General features: G+C 35.5%; 14 protein-coding genes. 11 read left to right on the top strand and 3 right to left on the bottom strand.

What is annotated here, in order from left to right; genetic code table 11:
* The first annotated feature begins 5 nt into the window (after positions 1 to 5).
* Together HYQ40_05015 and HYQ40_05010 are read left to right on the top strand one after the other, a co-directional pair.
* Positions 6 to 449 (top strand): PTS sugar transporter subunit IIA, encoded by a 444-nt coding sequence (locus HYQ40_05015; protein ID MBZ6527130.1) that lies wholly within the window; start codon positions 6 to 8, stop codon positions 447 to 449.
* Positions 449 to 1597, top strand: coding sequence for a mannitol-1-phosphate 5-dehydrogenase (locus HYQ40_05010; GenBank protein MBZ6527129.1), 1149 nt, complete (start codon positions 449 to 451; stop codon positions 1595 to 1597). Before HYQ40_05015 ends, HYQ40_05010 begins: the two co-directional genes overlap by 1 nt.
* Before the next feature lie 213 nt (positions 1598 to 1810).
* Here the strand turns inward: HYQ40_05010 and HYQ40_05005 are convergent, their stop codons facing one another.
* Both HYQ40_05005 and HYQ40_05000 read right to left on the bottom strand, forming a co-directional pair.
* Positions 1811 to 2188, bottom strand: coding sequence for a hypothetical protein (locus tag HYQ40_05005; GenBank protein MBZ6527128.1), 378 nt, complete (start codon positions 2186 to 2188; stop codon positions 1811 to 1813).
* Complete coding sequence (locus tag HYQ40_05000; protein MBZ6527127.1) at positions 2178 to 2573, bottom strand: hypothetical protein; 396 nt, start codon at positions 2571 to 2573, stop codon at positions 2178 to 2180. The genes HYQ40_05005 and HYQ40_05000 overlap by 11 nt, the downstream gene beginning before the upstream one ends.
* An 825-nt stretch (positions 2574 to 3398) precedes the next feature.
* Between HYQ40_05000 and purR the strand changes: the two genes are divergently transcribed.
* The 5 genes from purR to HYQ40_04975 all read left to right on the top strand — a co-directional run bounded on the left by purR (position 3399) and on the right by HYQ40_04975 (position 9726).
* The gene (gene purR / locus HYQ40_04995) at positions 3399 to 4253 is read left to right on the top strand and encodes a pur operon repressor (protein MBZ6527126.1); all 855 of its coding nucleotides are present in this window, start codon (positions 3399 to 3401) and stop codon (positions 4251 to 4253) included.
* A gap of 110 nt (positions 4254 to 4363) precedes the next feature.
* Positions 4364 to 5749 carry a bifunctional UDP-N-acetylglucosamine diphosphorylase/glucosamine-1-phosphate N-acetyltransferase GlmU gene (gene glmU, locus HYQ40_04990; GenBank protein MBZ6527125.1) on the top strand — a complete coding sequence of 462 codons (1386 nt, stop codon included), beginning with the start codon at positions 4364 to 4366 and terminating at the stop codon, positions 5747 to 5749.
* Between the two features lie 2 nt (positions 5750 to 5751).
* Complete coding sequence (locus HYQ40_04985; protein MBZ6527124.1) at positions 5752 to 6735, top strand: ribose-phosphate diphosphokinase; 984 nt, start codon at positions 5752 to 5754, stop codon at positions 6733 to 6735.
* A 219-nt stretch (positions 6736 to 6954) separates the two neighbouring features.
* A complete protein-coding gene (locus HYQ40_04980; GenBank protein ID MBZ6527123.1) occupies positions 6955 to 8355 on the top strand; it encodes a sugar transferase in 1401 nt (466 codons plus the stop codon).
* 264 nt (positions 8356 to 8619) lie between these two features.
* Positions 8620 to 9726: a hypothetical protein gene (locus HYQ40_04975; GenBank protein ID MBZ6527122.1), complete on the top strand. Its 1107-nt coding sequence runs from the start codon at positions 8620 to 8622 to the stop codon at positions 9724 to 9726.
* 249 nt (positions 9727 to 9975) lie between these two features.
* On the opposite strand, the gene HYQ40_04970 is transcribed toward HYQ40_04975, so the two are convergent.
* Positions 9976 to 10647: a YdhK family protein gene (locus tag HYQ40_04970; protein ID MBZ6527121.1), complete on the bottom strand. Its 672-nt coding sequence runs from the start codon at positions 10645 to 10647 to the stop codon at positions 9976 to 9978.
* Between the two features lie 742 nt (positions 10648 to 11389).
* Here HYQ40_04970 and HYQ40_04965 point away from each other — a divergent pair.
* The 4 genes from HYQ40_04965 to HYQ40_04950 all read left to right on the top strand — a co-directional run bounded on the left by HYQ40_04965 (position 11390) and on the right by HYQ40_04950 (position 15749).
* Positions 11390 to 12889 carry a nicotinate phosphoribosyltransferase gene (locus tag HYQ40_04965; protein ID MBZ6527120.1) on the top strand — a complete coding sequence of 500 codons (1500 nt, stop codon included), beginning with the start codon at positions 11390 to 11392 and terminating at the stop codon, positions 12887 to 12889.
* 3 nt (positions 12890 to 12892) lie between these two features.
* A complete protein-coding gene (gene nadE / locus HYQ40_04960; protein ID MBZ6527119.1) occupies positions 12893 to 13720 on the top strand; it encodes an ammonia-dependent NAD(+) synthetase in 828 nt (275 codons plus the stop codon).
* Positions 13721 to 13751: 31 nt separating this feature from the next.
* Positions 13752 to 14753, top strand: coding sequence for an undecaprenyl/decaprenyl-phosphate alpha-N-acetylglucosaminyl 1-phosphate transferase (locus tag HYQ40_04955; GenBank protein MBZ6527118.1), 1002 nt, complete (start codon positions 13752 to 13754; stop codon positions 14751 to 14753).
* 132 nt (positions 14754 to 14885) lie between these two features.
* The gene (locus HYQ40_04950) at positions 14886 to 15749 is read left to right on the top strand and encodes a DegV family protein (GenBank protein MBZ6527117.1); all 864 of its coding nucleotides are present in this window, start codon (positions 14886 to 14888) and stop codon (positions 15747 to 15749) included.
* The last annotated feature ends 32 nt before the right edge of the window (positions 15750 to 15781 follow it).

Below are 15781 nucleotides of genomic sequence, written 5' to 3'. Positions count from 1 at the left end.
TAAACATGGAGTTAAAAACGAAAAATATATTATTAAATCAGTCGTTTTCAACTAAAGAAGACGCGATAAAAGCGGTTGGAAAACTATTAGTTGAAGATGGTTCAGTTGAGGAAAGTTATATCGACTCAATGTTGGCACGTGAACAAGTTGTTACAACTCATATGGGGAACTTTGTGGCGATTCCACACGGAACAGACGAAGGAAAAGAATTTGTTAAAGCAACTAGCATTACGATTGCACAAGTACCTCAAGGGGTAAACTTTGCACCCGGTGAATCTGAAGAGAAAATGGCCATGATGATTTTCGGTATTGCAGGCGTTGGGAATGAACATTTAGATGTACTATCTAAAATTGCCGTATTCTGTTCAGATGTTGAAAATGTTGTTCGCCTTGCGAATGCTAATACAGCTGAAGAAATTATCGCCATGTTTGAGGAGGAAGAAGTTTAATGAAAGCAGTTCATTTTGGAGCAGGAAATATTGGCCGCGGTTTTATCGGAGAAATCTTATCAAAAAATGGTTTTCACATTGATTTTGTTGATATTAATGAATCAATCATCAATGCCTTAAAAGAGCGTAAAGAGTATGATATAGCATACGCAGCCAAAGATGGAGAAACAATTCACATTGATAACGTTGATGGGTTGAATAACGGAACAGAACCTGAAGCAGTCGTCGAAGCGATCGCTTCAGCGAATCTAGTAACAACAGCTATCGGACCCAATGTTTTACCATATATCGCAGAATTGATCGCTCAAGGGATTCAAGCGCGTCAAGCGGCAAATATTACCGAAGGGATTGATATTATCGCGTGCGAGAATATGATTGGTGGCTCTGACTTCTTACGCGAGAAGGTTGAAACGTTTTTAACTGAAGATAATTCGGCTTATGTTGAGAAATACGTTGGTTTCCCTAATGCAGCAGTTGACCGTATCGTACCTGATCAACACCATGAAGATCCATTATTTGTTTCAGTTGAGCCATTTAGAGAATGGGTTATTGATACGACAGCTTCTAAAGCTAAAGGTATCCGTTTAGAAGGCGTGCATTACGTTGAAGATTTAGAACCCTTTATCGAACGTAAGTTATTCTCTGTTAATACGGGGCATGCGACGGTTGCATATGCCGGGGCTTTCTATGGTTACAAAACAATTGACGAAGCAATTAGTGATGAGCGCATTTTAAACTTATTACAAAATGTACTTAAAGAAACAGGTGCATTATTAATTAATAAATGGGACTTCGATGCGAAAGAACATGAACAATATGCTCAAAAGATTGTTGGACGTTTTGAAAATCCGCATATTTCAGATGACGTAACACGTGTGGCTAGAACGCCTATCCGCAAATTAGGACCTAATGAACGATTCATTCGTCCAATTCGCGAAGCAAAAGAACGTGACTTAGAGTACCAAAACTTAATTGATGTTGTCGGCATGATTTTTCACTACGATAATCCAGAGGACAAAGAAAGTGAACATCTACAAGCGATGTTGAAAGAGCAGTCGATTGAGCAAGTAGCCCGTACTGTTACAGAAATTAACGATGAGATTATCTTAAACCGTATTGTGGCAGTGGAAGCAAATTTAAGTAAATAATATTATTTCAATAAAAAAGCACCAGACAATAAGTCTAGGTGCTTTTTTTATTGAAGTGGTGTTGAGAAATGAAGTTTGATGTGTCATAGAGGAAATGAATTACTTATTCCATCGAAAAGGTTTGGTCATTGTGGTGGAACGTTTTCTGCTAATGTAAGTATAGTTTACGACAAAACAAAAACCACCAAACTTTAGTGTTGGTGGCTATAATATTTATTTGCTTAACCGGTAATGAAAACCGGGGATAATCAAATGGCTAATCGCGTAGCCAATCATGGCGAAAATAGCTATAAATCGGAGCCAATGAGTTGAGGGTATGGAACTTGAGAGTAGCATAAACAGTATGATTCCAACTAAGCTATACTTACTCCAAGTTGTTGCGGTTAACTTCACAGTATCCCCATCTGAAGCATGAATTTTATTGCTCCGAGCTCCAAATTGAGAAGCTTGTAATTGAACGTTACCGCTAGGTACATCAATATTTAAAATACTTTTATGAGCAACTTTCCCAACTGAAGCACCATTCATTTTGATGCTTAAACCTGACCCCATACCAATCCAGCCAGTATCTCGAATAATTTTAATTGTCATAAGCGCTACCTCCTATCTCTATTCGATAAAGAGACCCTGGGACAAATAAAAGGACAATAATGTAAATCAACCAAGGTGTTAAAACTAACCATAATAAGTCATATTGATGGAAAACAGTACTAGTAATAAAAGAAATCAATAAGATACTGAAAAATAATTTATCTATAAAAGTAGAGCGGATGACAAGGGTATCACCATTTGTTACATCAATCGTGTTACTTTTTGAACCTGTTTGAGTAACTTGAAGTGAAGAAGGCGATTGTTCTAAATTAAGGGAAAGCTCTTGTTGATGTTCAATTTTATCTACTACTTCACCATTCACTCTTATCTTCAATGATACTGCCATACCAACCCAGCCTGTACGTCGTTTAAGTTTAATCATCACTATCTATTTCTCCTTTCTCTAACCGTAAACGAAAACTTTGGATAAAAAATCGGCCAATAAGCAGATAATTATCTCGATCAAAGCAATTGTATTAGTCCAAATTCACCCCGTTAGTCTACATATAAAAGGTTTAGTATATAAAAATATAACTAAAGCATAATTCCTAAAAGAAGATTTAATGTTTACGGCACCGCTTTTAGTGTTATAATCGCGCACATTATATTGTATAGGGTATATTAATGTTATCAGAAATGGATATTGATTTCATCATCAATGTAAGGCTAATTAAAGCATTAAAAATAATCAATAAAACAAGAGGGATTTCTATGAAGTTTTTAAAGCTATTAATACTTTTAAGTAGTTATTTAGTACCGTCAATAAAGGGCATGCCGAATGAAATACAATTCCATTCAGCATGCTCTTTTTATAATGAAAAGTTATGTTTAAGCAAAATTAAATAAGAATCTACTGAATAGATTATAAAGTATTTTTTTGACATCAAATTAACTAGGTAAAAAACTCATTTATATTTAATTAAATATTATATTTAGCCATACTAATTTTCGAACGCTAGTATTCAGTTTTTATAATTTCAATCAATAAATTAATAGTTAAAATTTTAATTGACGAATTGCAATAATTATTGCAATTCGTCTTATGCTTAAAACAAGATTTTTTTTCGGGAGTTATCCCGATGCTAATGATGCGATATTATCATCCCTACCAATTACACGAACAATAAAAAACTAAAACACGAACAAAACTTAATCATATATATATAACGTTTGTGTTTTGCTATAATTTAGCTAAGAGGTGACTTTCATAATGACTGATAAAAATTATAAACCAAAACGAAACCAACGCATGCTGTATATTTCTCATTATTTAGTAGATAGACCAGGTCAATTAATTAATTTGTCGTATTTTGTGGAGTTTTTGAATGCCGCTAAATCATCAATCAGTGAAGATATTGAGTTTGTTAGGGAAGTGTTTGAGATTAATGAATTAGGTGAGGTAAAAACTTTTCCTGGAGCTGCTGGAGGAATTATCTTCTATCCAAAAGTGCCTTTAATCGAACAAAAGGAATTACTGAATACATTAATTGATAAATTCACTCACGGTAAACGAATTTTACAAGGTAATTACATCTATATGAGTGATATTCTTCAAGATTCATACATGTTAAGTAAAGTAGGAAGATTAATTGCATCACATTATATACATAATAATATTAATGCCGTTATGACTGTTGAGTCCAAAGGAATTGGTTTAGCGACAATTGTTGCCCGTTACCTAAATGTTCCGTATGTTATCGCAAGACGAGACTCTACCGATGCGATTGGCCCAACTATATCAGTTAATTATGTATCCGGATCATATCAAACAGTTAAAAAAATGGAACTAGAAAAGAATAGTATGAAAAAAAATCAACGTGTTCTGATTGTTGATGACTTCTTACGTAACGGTGGAACGGTTCAAGGAATGATCTCTTTATTAGAAGAATTCGATTCGACCGCTGTTGGAGTTTGTGTACTTGCAGAGAACCGTTCACACGAGACGGATCAGTTGAAATTACCTATCGATTCATTGATAAGTGTTCAATTAGTCTATAACGATGAAGGCAGACGCTATGAACTTGACGTTCAACCGGGTAGTTTATTTAAAGAACAGAGTGAGTAAAACGTTTTTTTGTGCATTCGCATAGGTTTGTGGAATTAAACGGTAGATATCTTCTCCTATAATCGCTATAATTATTAAGAGTAAAAATGTTTAAAATAAGGAGTGTTTATATGGAGAAGCGATTAGCCGTTGTACTTGCAGCGGGTAAAGGGACACGTATGAAATCAGATTTATATAAAGTGCTACATACGATAAACGGCATCTCAATGGTAGAACATGTATTACGTGCTGTTCAAGACAGTAATGTTGAACGTACAGTAACAATTGTTGGACATGGTGCAGAAACAGTGCGAGAAGTTTTAGCTGATCAATCTGAATTTGCATTACAAGCAGAGCAATTAGGTACAGGACATGCAGTGCTACAAGCTAAAGATTTATTGAAAGATGAAGAAGGAAGCACACTTGTAATTTGTGGAGACACACCTTTGCTTTCAGCAGAAACATTAAATCAATTGTTTGAATTCCATGAAGAATCAGATGCAAAAGGCACTATTCTAACAGCTATCGCAGAAGACCCAACAGGTTACGGGCGTGTTGTAAGACATGGTGATAAAGAAGTCTCTAGAATCGTTGAACAAAAAGACGCTAGTGAAGAAGAACGCTCAATTACAGAGATAAATACAGGTACTTATGTATTTAACAATAAAGCATTATTTGAAGCATTAGATAAAGTGGGCAATGAAAATGCTCAAGGCGAATATTATCTACCAGATGTTATCAGTATTATGAAAGAAGCTGGTGAAATTGTTAAAGCCTTTACGATGGATAACTTTGATGACGCAATTGGAGTCAATGATCGCGTAGCATTAGCAGAAGCAACACGCTTAATGACTAAACGCATCAATGAAAACCATATGCGCAATGGGGTAACATTCGTGAACGCAACATCTACATATATAGAAGCTGATGTTGAAATTGGTCAAGATACAGTTATTGAATCAGGCGTATCACTTAAAGGTAATACGAAGATTGGATCTCATGCTTTCATCGGCTCAAACTCAGAAATTATCTCTTCAAACATTGCAGATCACGTTGAGATACGTCAATCAGTGCTAGAGTATTCAGAAGTAGAAGAAAAAGTCACTGTTGGACCATTCGCACATTTAAGAGCGAAGTCAGTTCTTAAAGAGGGAGCACACATTGGAAACTTTGTTGAAGTTAAAAATAGTGTTGTAGGAGTAAATTCTAAATCAGGTCATTTAACATACATTGGAGACGCAGATATCGGATCTGATGTGAATGTTGGTTGTGGAACCGTATTTGTAAATTACGATGGAAAGAATAAATTCCGCTCAACGATTGGGAATGATGTTTTCATCGGTTCAGGATCTAACCTTATTGCACCAATTACAGTTGGTGACAATGCAGTGATTGCAGCAGGTTCAACGGTAACAAAAAATGTACCTAACGAATCCCTTGCGATTGCGAGATCTCGTCAAGAAAACAAAGATAATTACTGGAAACACTTCAAAAACAAACAAAACCTGGAGGATTAATAATGATAGAGAAACCATATTCTGATTCAAAACTTAAAGTTTTCGCATTAAGCTCTAACCGACCGCTAGCAGAAAAAATTGCGAGTGAAGTAGGAGTAGAATTAGGAGATATTAATATATCTCAGTTCGCCGATGGAGAGATTAAAGTTAATATCGACGAAAGTATCCGTGGAGATCATGTTTATTTAATTCAATCAACATCATACCCGGTTAATGATCACTTAATGGAATTGTTAATCACTATCGATGCATTACGCCGTGCCAGTGCAAAAACAATAAACGTTGTCATGCCTTACTATGGTTATGCCCGTCAAGACCGTAAAGCACAACCACGTGAACCAATCACAGCGAAACTAGTAGCGAATATGTTAGAAAATGCAGGTGTAGACCGTCTAGTTACACTTGATTTGCATGCAGCTCAAATCCAAGGATTCTTCGATATCCCAATGGACCACTTATTAGGAGCGCCATTATTAGCAAACTACTTCATAGATAATCAACTTGAAGGAGACGATGTTGTTGTTGTTTCACCTGACCATGGTGGAGTAACTCGTGCACGTAAATTAGCTGAATTCTTAAAGTCACCGATTGCAATTATCGACAAGCGTCGTCCAAAAGCAAACGTTGCAGAGATTATGAATATTGTTGGTGAAGTAAAAGGGAAAACGTGTGTCATTATTGATGATATGATTGATACAGCAGGAACCATTACTTTAGCAGCAGATGCATTGATTGAAAAAGGGGCAAAAGACATTTATGTTTGTTGTACTCATCCAGTCTTATCAGGACCAGCGATTGAACGATTAGAAAAGTCACCAATCAAGAAAGTAATTATTACTGATACAATTTCTTTACCAGATACGAAACAATTAGACAAACTTGAAACAGTAACGGTATCACAATTAGTCGGAGAAGCTATCAAGCGTATCCACGAAAACCGTTCAGTTAGTCCATTATTTGAAGAACAATTCAAAATGATTGACTAATAATTTAAAGATACATAATGCCAGCAGGAGAAATCTTGTTGGTGTTTTTGTGTTTAAAATATGTCTGAATAATTTTTGTTGATTGTTTTCGTTAGATATGCAATAATTCTTTGATATTCGTATATATATTGTATAGAATTAAACAGGGTAGAAAAATGAACATTATATATATATAAGAACTATTTGAAAATAGAATAATTAAAGAAAGGGAGTTATTGCGTGAATAATCACCGTTATGAATGGAATAACTTGTTACGCTTTGGGGCAGTCATACTTGGCTCTATAGTGGCGATAGGATGTATTTACTTATCCTTTTACATTAAATTTTTAGGAGATATACCTGCTAGAAACTTCAGTGCTTTTGAAGAAAGTTATATATGGATATTTTTAGGCTATATTGTCATTAACTTTCTCTTTGGTACTTATGTTTACTATAACAAGAGTGTGTTAGATATTTTTTACTTTACAATGCTAAGCCAGCTTGTTTTGAATGTTTACATTATGGCTTTAACCTTTGCAGGAAGTTGGTTAACATTTCCGAGATCTGTACTTCTTGTAAACTTTTTTGTTGGAACATTCATATTATTTATCTTTAACGTGTCGGTATACTTACTATATCAACAATTTAGAGGGCAAAAGAAGATACTAGTTGTTGGCGAGTCTGACCGAGCGCTTGAAGCGGTACGGAATTTTTCATTAATGAAAAATAAACGTCATCAAGTCACTCACGTCGTTTTATCTAATTATTTGAGACATATTGAAGAGTTAGCAGATCATGTGGATATTGTGTACTTAACAGGTTATATTCCCGAGGAACAGCGATTAGATATTTATGAATATTTAATGCGCAACAATAAGAAGCTGTTTATTAGTACTCAATTTGAAAACTTAATGATGGTGAATCCAAACATTATGAACTTCGAAGATGAAAGTATTATTGAAGTGTCAAGTTTCGAGATTCCTTCAGAAGATGCCATGTTAAAGCGTAGTATTGATATTCTAGTGTCTTTATTCTTAACAATCTTAACGTTACCTATTATGTTAGGAACAGCGATTGCTATTAAGATAGATTCATCTGGACCGATTTTCTACAAGCAAGAGCGTATAACCAAAGGCGAAAGCCATTTTAATATATTAAAATTTCGGTCAATGTCAGTAACAGCAGAAGCTGAATCTGGACCAGTATTAGCAGCTAAGAACGATGCACGAGTAACAAAAGTCGGGAAATTTATTCGCAGTACACGAATTGATGAACTGCCTCAATTATTAAACGTATTAAAAGGCGATATGTCACTCGTTGGGCCAAGGCCAGAGCGTCCATTCTTTGTTGAGCAGTACAAAGAACAAAATCCATATTACACTCTAAGACACCATGTCAGAGCTGGAATTACTGGTTACGCTCAAGTTTATGGAAAGTATAGTACAGATTTTAATAGCAAGCTTAATTTTGATTTACTCTATATCAAAAACTATTCAATTCCATTTGACTTCAAACTCCTATTTCAAACAACAAAAATTTTATTTGATAAAGTGAGTTCTCGTGGTGTGGATGCTGACGAAGAATTATCATCTCAAGATGAATGGTCCGACTTTGCAAAAACAATTATCATTGTTGAGTAATTTTTTTTTTATAAATTTGGTATGAACAAACATGTTGCTCTTTTGAGTAGCATGTTTATTTAAATTTTTAAGTAAATGCTTTATTACAAACTATTCTGATTGTTGAATCAGTGAAATAATTAGTAATAAATTGTTTAAATATAAGGTATAATATCGATTAATTAATTGATAAACTTTTTAGCATCCATATCAGGAAAGGTATATAATTTGGCTTATTGTCCATAAATATACTATAATTATGAATAAAGAAAGGATTGTGAAAAAATGAAAAAATCTGTTAAATTATTATTTAGTTTATTGGCAACTGCAACAATGGCATTCGGTGTTGTTTCACCATCTGTTTCAGCTCAAGATACTAACTGGGACGAAGTCCTGACTCAAGTTAATGAGGTAAACCAAGAAATGGTTTCTATGGAAGGTGACGGAAACATTACTGTTTCTGCAGATCAATTTATTGACGCTGCTTTAAACTTTGACTTCCGTTATAATACTGAAGACCGTTTTGCAATGGAATTAACTGGAGACATTACAGGAGAATTAGTTTCAACTGACGCTGAAGGTAACCCATCAACTATGCCTTTAGATTTCTCTGGAGAAGCATCTATCATTGAAGGTATTGCTTATTTATTTGATGGAGCAAGCTGGACAGTAGAAGATATCTCAGCTCAAGAAGAGCAAATTGCTGCTGAATTTGAGAGCATTATGTCACAAGTACAAGAGCAAGCAGAAACAATTAATGACCCTGCTTTAACTCAAAAATACTTTGACTTAAGCGAAACTGATACTGAGTATGTTGTGACGTTAAAACAAGATATCGATTCAGAAGAATTCTGGGCAGATATTGAAAGCCAAGTTGACTTAGAGCAAATCAAACAAGAAAGTATTGATCAAGCTATTGCCCAAGCAGAAGCTGCTGGCGAGGAATTAACTGAAGAAGACCGTCAAATGTTACAAGATCAAATGGATCAATCATTTGAAGCTGGTAAGAAAATCGCTTTCCAATTAGTTGATAATATGGAAATGCGTTATTCTAAAGATACTTACTACTTAACTTACTTAGTAATGGACTACAGTTTAGATAGTGCTGATATGGAGCAAATTGCTGCTGACATGGGAGAGTCTACTGAATCATTACCAGAAGATTTTAATGTTGCATTCTCTATGGAATTCAACTTTACTAATCATGGTGAAGTATTTAACATTGTAGTACCAGAAGGAGCACCGACATTTAATGATGCGGATGCTACTGAAGATGCTGCAACTGAAGAAGATTCTGAATCATTAGAAGAAAGTACTTCTGAAGAATCAGTTCCAGCTGAAGAAACAACTGAAGAAGAATCTGCTGAAGAAAGTTCAGAAGTTTCAGAATAAAACTAATAACATACAAGACTTCAAAGGTTTGCCTTTGAAGTCTTTTTTTCACTTAAGAGTAAAAGTCACATCATTCTTGTTCAAAGTTTGATATAAAGGAAGCAACGAATTAAAGTGAAAACTGATGAATTATGAGGAAACAACCTAATCTTTCACACAAATATCATCGTATATTGGAAAACATAATAATTGGGTCAAAATCAAAAAAATATCCCCACCTATTTTGGAGGGGATAAACAATAGTAATTGTTATTCTACTATATCTTCACTTTCTTCCGAACTAGATTCTTCAGGTGTACTTTCTTCACTTGATTCTTCTTCGGATGATGATTCCTCATCTGAACTTTCTTCAGGAGTAGACTCGGACTCTGATCCAGATTCTTCACCTGATGATGAGTCTTCGCTTTCACTTTCATCTTCTGATGATTCTGGAGCTGATTCTGATGTACCTGGGGCAGTTTCTTCTGCGCTATCTAAAGTAGCTAACTCATCTTCTGTTACCCATTTGTGATTAATAACTTCTTCGCCACTTTCAGTATCGATGTAATCAACTAAATAAACAGTTGTTTCGTTCACGGCATCAATTGTAGCTGTTGCACCTTCCATACCTGGCATGTGATAAGCCTCAACTGTCACTTCATCGCCGACTTCAAACGGTGCGTCTACGTCTTCTTGATTTGCCGCTTCAGCAATTTCTTCTTGAACAATCCAACGGTGATTTTCTACCGGTTCACTGTCATCTGTTGGTGTATAAGAAATTTCGTATGCAGTTGTATCAAAGGCAGCAACCACTGAACCTTCAGCGCCTTCCATACCTGGCATATGTGTCGCATTAATTTGAACATCGTCGCCTACTTTATATGTAGGTTCACGTTCAATCTTAATGTTACCAGGTAAGCGACCTTCGTCATCATGTGTCATCTCACCGGGTTCCTCAGTTGTTGACTCACTTTCTTCGCCTGTTACAGCATCGCTAATATCACTAGCTGCGTCATCAACTGTATCACCAACTGATTCAGAAGCATCGTCAACCGTATCACCAATCGATTCAGAGATTTCATCCACTGCATCTGAATCTTGCGCGAATACGCCATTTAAACTTGGTGCGGAGGATGCTCCAAATAATAACATTGCTGAGAGCACCATTGCACTTTTACTAATATGTTTCTTCATTTATAACATCTCCTTTAGATATTACTATAATGCAAAAAATGATTGATTACAAAAAATACGATTGATATGTTTACACTCTAGAATTGCTAATTAACTACTTTAAACTAGATGATGTCAGGTTTATTTTTTACAAAAGGAGTGGAAAAGTAGTACGTTAAATATAATAAAACGAGTTCCTGTGCCAATGTTAATCAGTTTGACCTTGTACACATCTTGGTCCAAATCGATAGATTAGCACAACATATTGTTGGTGGTTGTAGGATGAATGGAATTGTCGGAGTAAATGCCTTATTATTTATGTTTTTGTACGTTTAAAATCATGACTCTAAAGTCGCTTAAAGTGTAATATATATGAAATTTAGCTTCTTTATGCTATATTGAAAATAATTTAAATAAAGCAGACTAATTAAATGGTGACGTAGAATATACATTATTAAAATTGTGATATAATATACAAGAGACGAAGTAAACGGTGTAATGGAGGAAGCTTATGTATAAATTTGAAGATGATAGTTTAATGTTACATACGGATTTGTATCAGATTAATATGTTACAAACATACTGGCAGAATGGGATGGACCAACGTAAAGCAGTCTTTGAATCATATTTTAGATCTATTCCCTTTGAGAATGGCTTTGCTATATTTGCAGGATTAGAACGTATTCTGAATTATATTAATAACTTAAAATTCAGTGAAAGTGATTTGGATTATTTAAGAAGCTTGGAGACCTATCCAGAAGAGTTTTTAGAGTATTTAAAAAACATGGAGTTCGATTTAACAATCCGTTCAATGCGTGAAGGCGAATTATGCTTTGCTGATGAACCACTTATTCAAGTTGAAGGTCCATTAGGACAGTGTCAACTTGTTGAGACAGCTATATTGAACATGTTGAATTATCAAACACTTATTGCGACTAAGGCAGCGCGTATCAAGTCAATTGTAGATGAGAGTGATACTTTATCCGAATTTGGATCTAGACGTGCGCAAGAGACAGCAGCAGCGATTTGGGGATCTAGAGCTGCATTTATTGGTGGTTTTGACTCGACAAGTAATGTTCGAGCGGGGAAACTATTTGGTATTCCAGTTTCAGGTACACATGCTCATTCACTCGTACAAGCTTATCGTGATGAATATCAAGCATTTACTGCATATGCTCAAACACATAAAAACGTAGTGTTTTTAGTTGATACATATGATACGTTGCGTTCTGGAGTTCCGACTGCGATTAAAGTAGCAAAAGAACAAGGTGATAAGATTAACTTTGTTGGTGTTCGAATCGATTCGGGTGATATGGCTTATCTATCGAAACGTATTCGTGAACAACTTGATGAAGCAGGTTTTCCAGATACGCGTATTATTGCATCAAATGATTTAGATGAGAAGACAATTTTAAACTTACGTATGCAAGGCGCTAAAATTAATGACTGGGGTGTGGGGACTAAGTTAATTACAGCTTATGATCAACCAGCACTCGGTGCAGTTTACAAATTAGTGAGTATTGAGAATTCAAAAGGGGAACTTGTTCCTACAATGAAAATATCAAGTAATGCAGCTAAAATTTCTACACCAGGCATTAAGCAAGTATGGCGCATTACGCGCAATCGCGATGGTAAATCTGAAGGGGATTACGTTGCTTTAATCAATGAGCGACCTGACTTAGAAGAATCACTTTTCATGTTCCATCCAGTCCATACATATATTAATAAAACGGTTGTGGATTTCACTGCACGTCCATTACTTTTAGAAGTATGGAAAGACGGAGAATGTGTCTATAATTTCCCAGCAGTGGAAGATATTCGCGCATATGCTGAGCAAAATGTTTCTGCACTATGGGACGAATACAAACGAATCTTAAATCCTGAACAATACCCAGTAGATCTATCTCAAGCATTATATGACGAGAAGATGCGTAGTATTAAAGAAATTCGTGATAAAGTTGATAGTCATGTTCTTGAAATTGAAGAAGAATTGTCAAAGGATGGTGAATAAGTAATGAGACCCTTACAAAGAGAAATTATTGATGAATTAAAGGTTTTACCAGAAATAAACCCCAAAGAAGAGATAAGACGATCAATTGATTTTCTAAAAGAGTATCTGTTGAAACATCAAGGTTTATCAACCTACGTACTTGGAATTAGTGGTGGACAAGATTCAACTTTAGCAGGCAAGCTTGCTCAGTTAGCTATCGAAGAATTACGTCATGAGACGAAAGAAGAACGTTATCAGTTCATCGCGGTTCGTTTACCTTATGGTATTCAAGCTGACGAAGATGATGCACAGTTGGCACTTGAATTTATTCAAGCAGACCAGACCATGACAGTTAACATTGAAGCAGCGACCAACGCTATGGTTGAAGCAGTGGAATTAAATAACGTTGAAATTAATGACTACCATAAAGGGAATATAAAAGCGCGTCAACGTATGATTGTACAGTTCACAATTGCTGGTCAATTGTCAGGAGCTGTTATTGGTACAGACCATGCAGCTGAAAGTGTCACAGGTTTCTACACAAAATTTGGAGACGGGGCAGCAGACATATTGCCACTTTGGCGTTTGAATAAAAGCCAAGGTGCTGATATGCTTAAAGAATTGGGGGCTGTGAAAGAACTTTATGAAAAAGTTCCAACAGCAGACTTGGAAGAAGGACGTCCTCAACTTGCTGACGAGGACGCACTTGGTGTAAGTTATGAATCCATCGATGCATATCTACGTGGTGAAGATGTATCAGAGAAAGATTCAGAAGTGATTGAAGACTGGTTTGTTAAATCACGCCATAAACGTCACTTGCCTATTACAGTCTTTGATGATTTTTGGAAATAATTTAACCTAACAGAGGTTTAAAGGAGGGATAATGTTGGCAGTTCTTACGGTAGGCGGATGGAATATATTGCTAACATTCATCGCTTCTTTTTGTATTACATTTATACTAGCAAAAATACTCCCTAGCAAAGACGGTAAACCACCCAATTACGGTGGTATAGCAGTATTTGCTAGTTTTTGGCTTGGCTTTTTTACTATGTTCCCAGTATTGCTCTTCACAAGTCCACAATGGAACATTTTTCTAGCTTCAACAATCGTTTTAATCACCGGGATAATTGATGATTACTTCGAATTAAAGCCTTGGCAAAAGACTTTAGGGATTTTAATTGCAGCGAATGTGATTTATTTTTATACGGATGTCGCCTTTTCATCCATATTAATCGCAGATGTACCAATGTGGTTGTTTGATACATTGGCCTATGTCCTCACGATTGGTTGGATTTACTTTGTGACGAATGCGATGAATTTATTAGACGGTTTAGACGGCTTAGTAAGTAGTGTCTCGACCACGAGTTTAATTACTTTGACTATTATGACCTACATATCTAGTCTATCAATCCGGCTGACTTTCATTATGATGTTAGTTTTATTAGCCGCAGCGATTCTAGGCTTTTTGCCATTCAACTGGCATCCGGCAAAAATATATTTAGGTGATACTGGCGCACTTTTTATTGGCTTCATGTTCGCGACCTTAACGGTATATAATCTGAAGAATGTGAGTGTATTCTCTCTAATCGTACCTATTTTATTTTATGCAGTGCCTTTGTTTGATACATCTTACGCGATTATTCGGCGATTCTTAACTGGTCGATCAATGGTCGAAAAAGATGAAGACCATTTGCATCATCGATTACTACGTCAAGGTTTTACTGTGCCTGAAATTGTACTGTTAATGATTGCTATAACAATTGTATTCTCAGTGTTTGCAATTTTTTCTCAGTTATATCATCAATTAAGATGGTTTTTTATATTTCTATCAGGAGGGCTCATCTTGTTATTAACTCTCTTTATGTCAGGTCTTGATAAGAAATAAATCAGTTAACAGCATCCCTCTGGCGATGCTTTTTTTTGTATTTTATATTATTCCTAATTCACAGTTAGTTAATGTTAAGTTGTTAAAGTTCGGGGTGATAAAAAACAACGACGTAATATGAAGGAGTAAGCTATGAAAACCGCGTATATAATTGATAGTTCAGCTAGTCTTAGTGACAATCTACAAAATCATCCAGATGTATATGTGCAAAATCTTGAAGTGACATGGGGCGACATAGCATATACGGATACAACCGATATCGATGTGATGAAGGAGTTTTATAACAGATTAGTATCATCTAAAGATTTGCCTAAGACTTCGCAACCTAAACAAGGGGAATTAATTGAAGCTTATGAAGAGATTACACTAAAAGGTTATGACACAGTGATTGTAATTACGCTTGCTTCAGCAATAAGTGGTACTTTCAGTACATTTCAAATGATTAGCGAACATTATAATCGACGATTGGATATTCGTATGATCGATTCAAGAGGAACATCATTTATTGAGGAGCGCATGTTAAATTATGCTATCGAGTTAAATGAAGCCAATGTTTCGATTGATACAATTGAGGAAAAATTAAATTGGTTTGCAGATAACTCAAAAATTTATGTTGTCATCGAAGATTTGGATGCCATCGTTAAGGGAGGACGACTCAATTCGATGAGTGCTTTTATTGGAAGCACGCTAAAAATACGTCCCATCTTACACTTTAATCAAGAAGGTAAAGTGGAAGTGTTCGAAAAGGTAAGAACAACTAAAAAAGTGTATCAACGCTATTTAACGCTTGTTGATGAAGCAGTTAAAGTCTATCCTAATGGTATTGAATTGGCATTAGCACATGGAGATTGTGAGGTTAAAGCCTTGAAAGTAAAAGCCTTAATTGAGGGGAAGTACCCACAAATGAAATTCAGAGTCGGTTACTTAACGCCTGTACTTGGAACTCATGCCGGTAAAAATTCTCTTGGAATAGGTATTTTACCTAATCTCCCTTAATAGTAAAAAAGACTATCATTAACTTTAAAGTT

The organism is Aerococcaceae bacterium DSM 111021 (assembly GCA_020112395.1).
Lineage (GTDB): Bacteria > Bacillota > Bacilli > Lactobacillales > Aerococcaceae > Ruoffia.
Note: the sequence above shows the minus strand (reverse complement) of the source record. Positions and strands in the feature narration are given on the sequence as shown.

What these genes read in the sequence shown, in the direction of transcription:
- HYQ40_05015 (MBZ6527130.1), top strand. Translation starts at nt 6, where the DNA reads ATGGAGTTAAAAACGAAAAATATATTATTAAATCAGTCGTTTTCAACT.
- purR (MBZ6527126.1), top strand. Translation starts at nt 3,399, where the DNA reads ATGACTGATAAAAATTATAAACCAAAACGAAACCAACGCATGCTGTAT.
- HYQ40_04975 (MBZ6527122.1), top strand. Translation starts at nt 8,620, where the DNA reads ATGAAAAAATCTGTTAAATTATTATTTAGTTTATTGGCAACTGCAACA.
- HYQ40_04970 (MBZ6527121.1), bottom strand. Translation starts at nt 10,647, where the DNA reads ATGACACATGATGACGAAGGTCGCTTACCTGGTAACATTAAGATTGAA.
- HYQ40_04955 (MBZ6527118.1), top strand. Translation starts at nt 13,752, where the DNA reads ATGTTGGCAGTTCTTACGGTAGGCGGATGGAATATATTGCTAACATTC.
- glmU (MBZ6527125.1), top strand. Translation starts at nt 4,364, where the DNA reads ATGGAGAAGCGATTAGCCGTTGTACTTGCAGCGGGTAAAGGGACACGT.
- nadE (MBZ6527119.1), top strand. Translation starts at nt 12,893, where the DNA reads ATGAGACCCTTACAAAGAGAAATTATTGATGAATTAAAGGTTTTACCA.
- HYQ40_05005 (MBZ6527128.1), bottom strand. Translation starts at nt 2,188, where the DNA reads ATGACAATTAAAATTATTCGAGATACTGGCTGGATTGGTATGGGGTCA.
- HYQ40_04965 (MBZ6527120.1), top strand. Translation starts at nt 11,390, where the DNA reads ATGTATAAATTTGAAGATGATAGTTTAATGTTACATACGGATTTGTAT.
- HYQ40_04985 (MBZ6527124.1), top strand. Translation starts at nt 5,752, where the DNA reads ATGATAGAGAAACCATATTCTGATTCAAAACTTAAAGTTTTCGCATTA.
- HYQ40_05010 (MBZ6527129.1), top strand. Translation starts at nt 449, where the DNA reads ATGAAAGCAGTTCATTTTGGAGCAGGAAATATTGGCCGCGGTTTTATC.
- HYQ40_04950 (MBZ6527117.1), top strand. Translation starts at nt 14,886, where the DNA reads ATGAAAACCGCGTATATAATTGATAGTTCAGCTAGTCTTAGTGACAAT.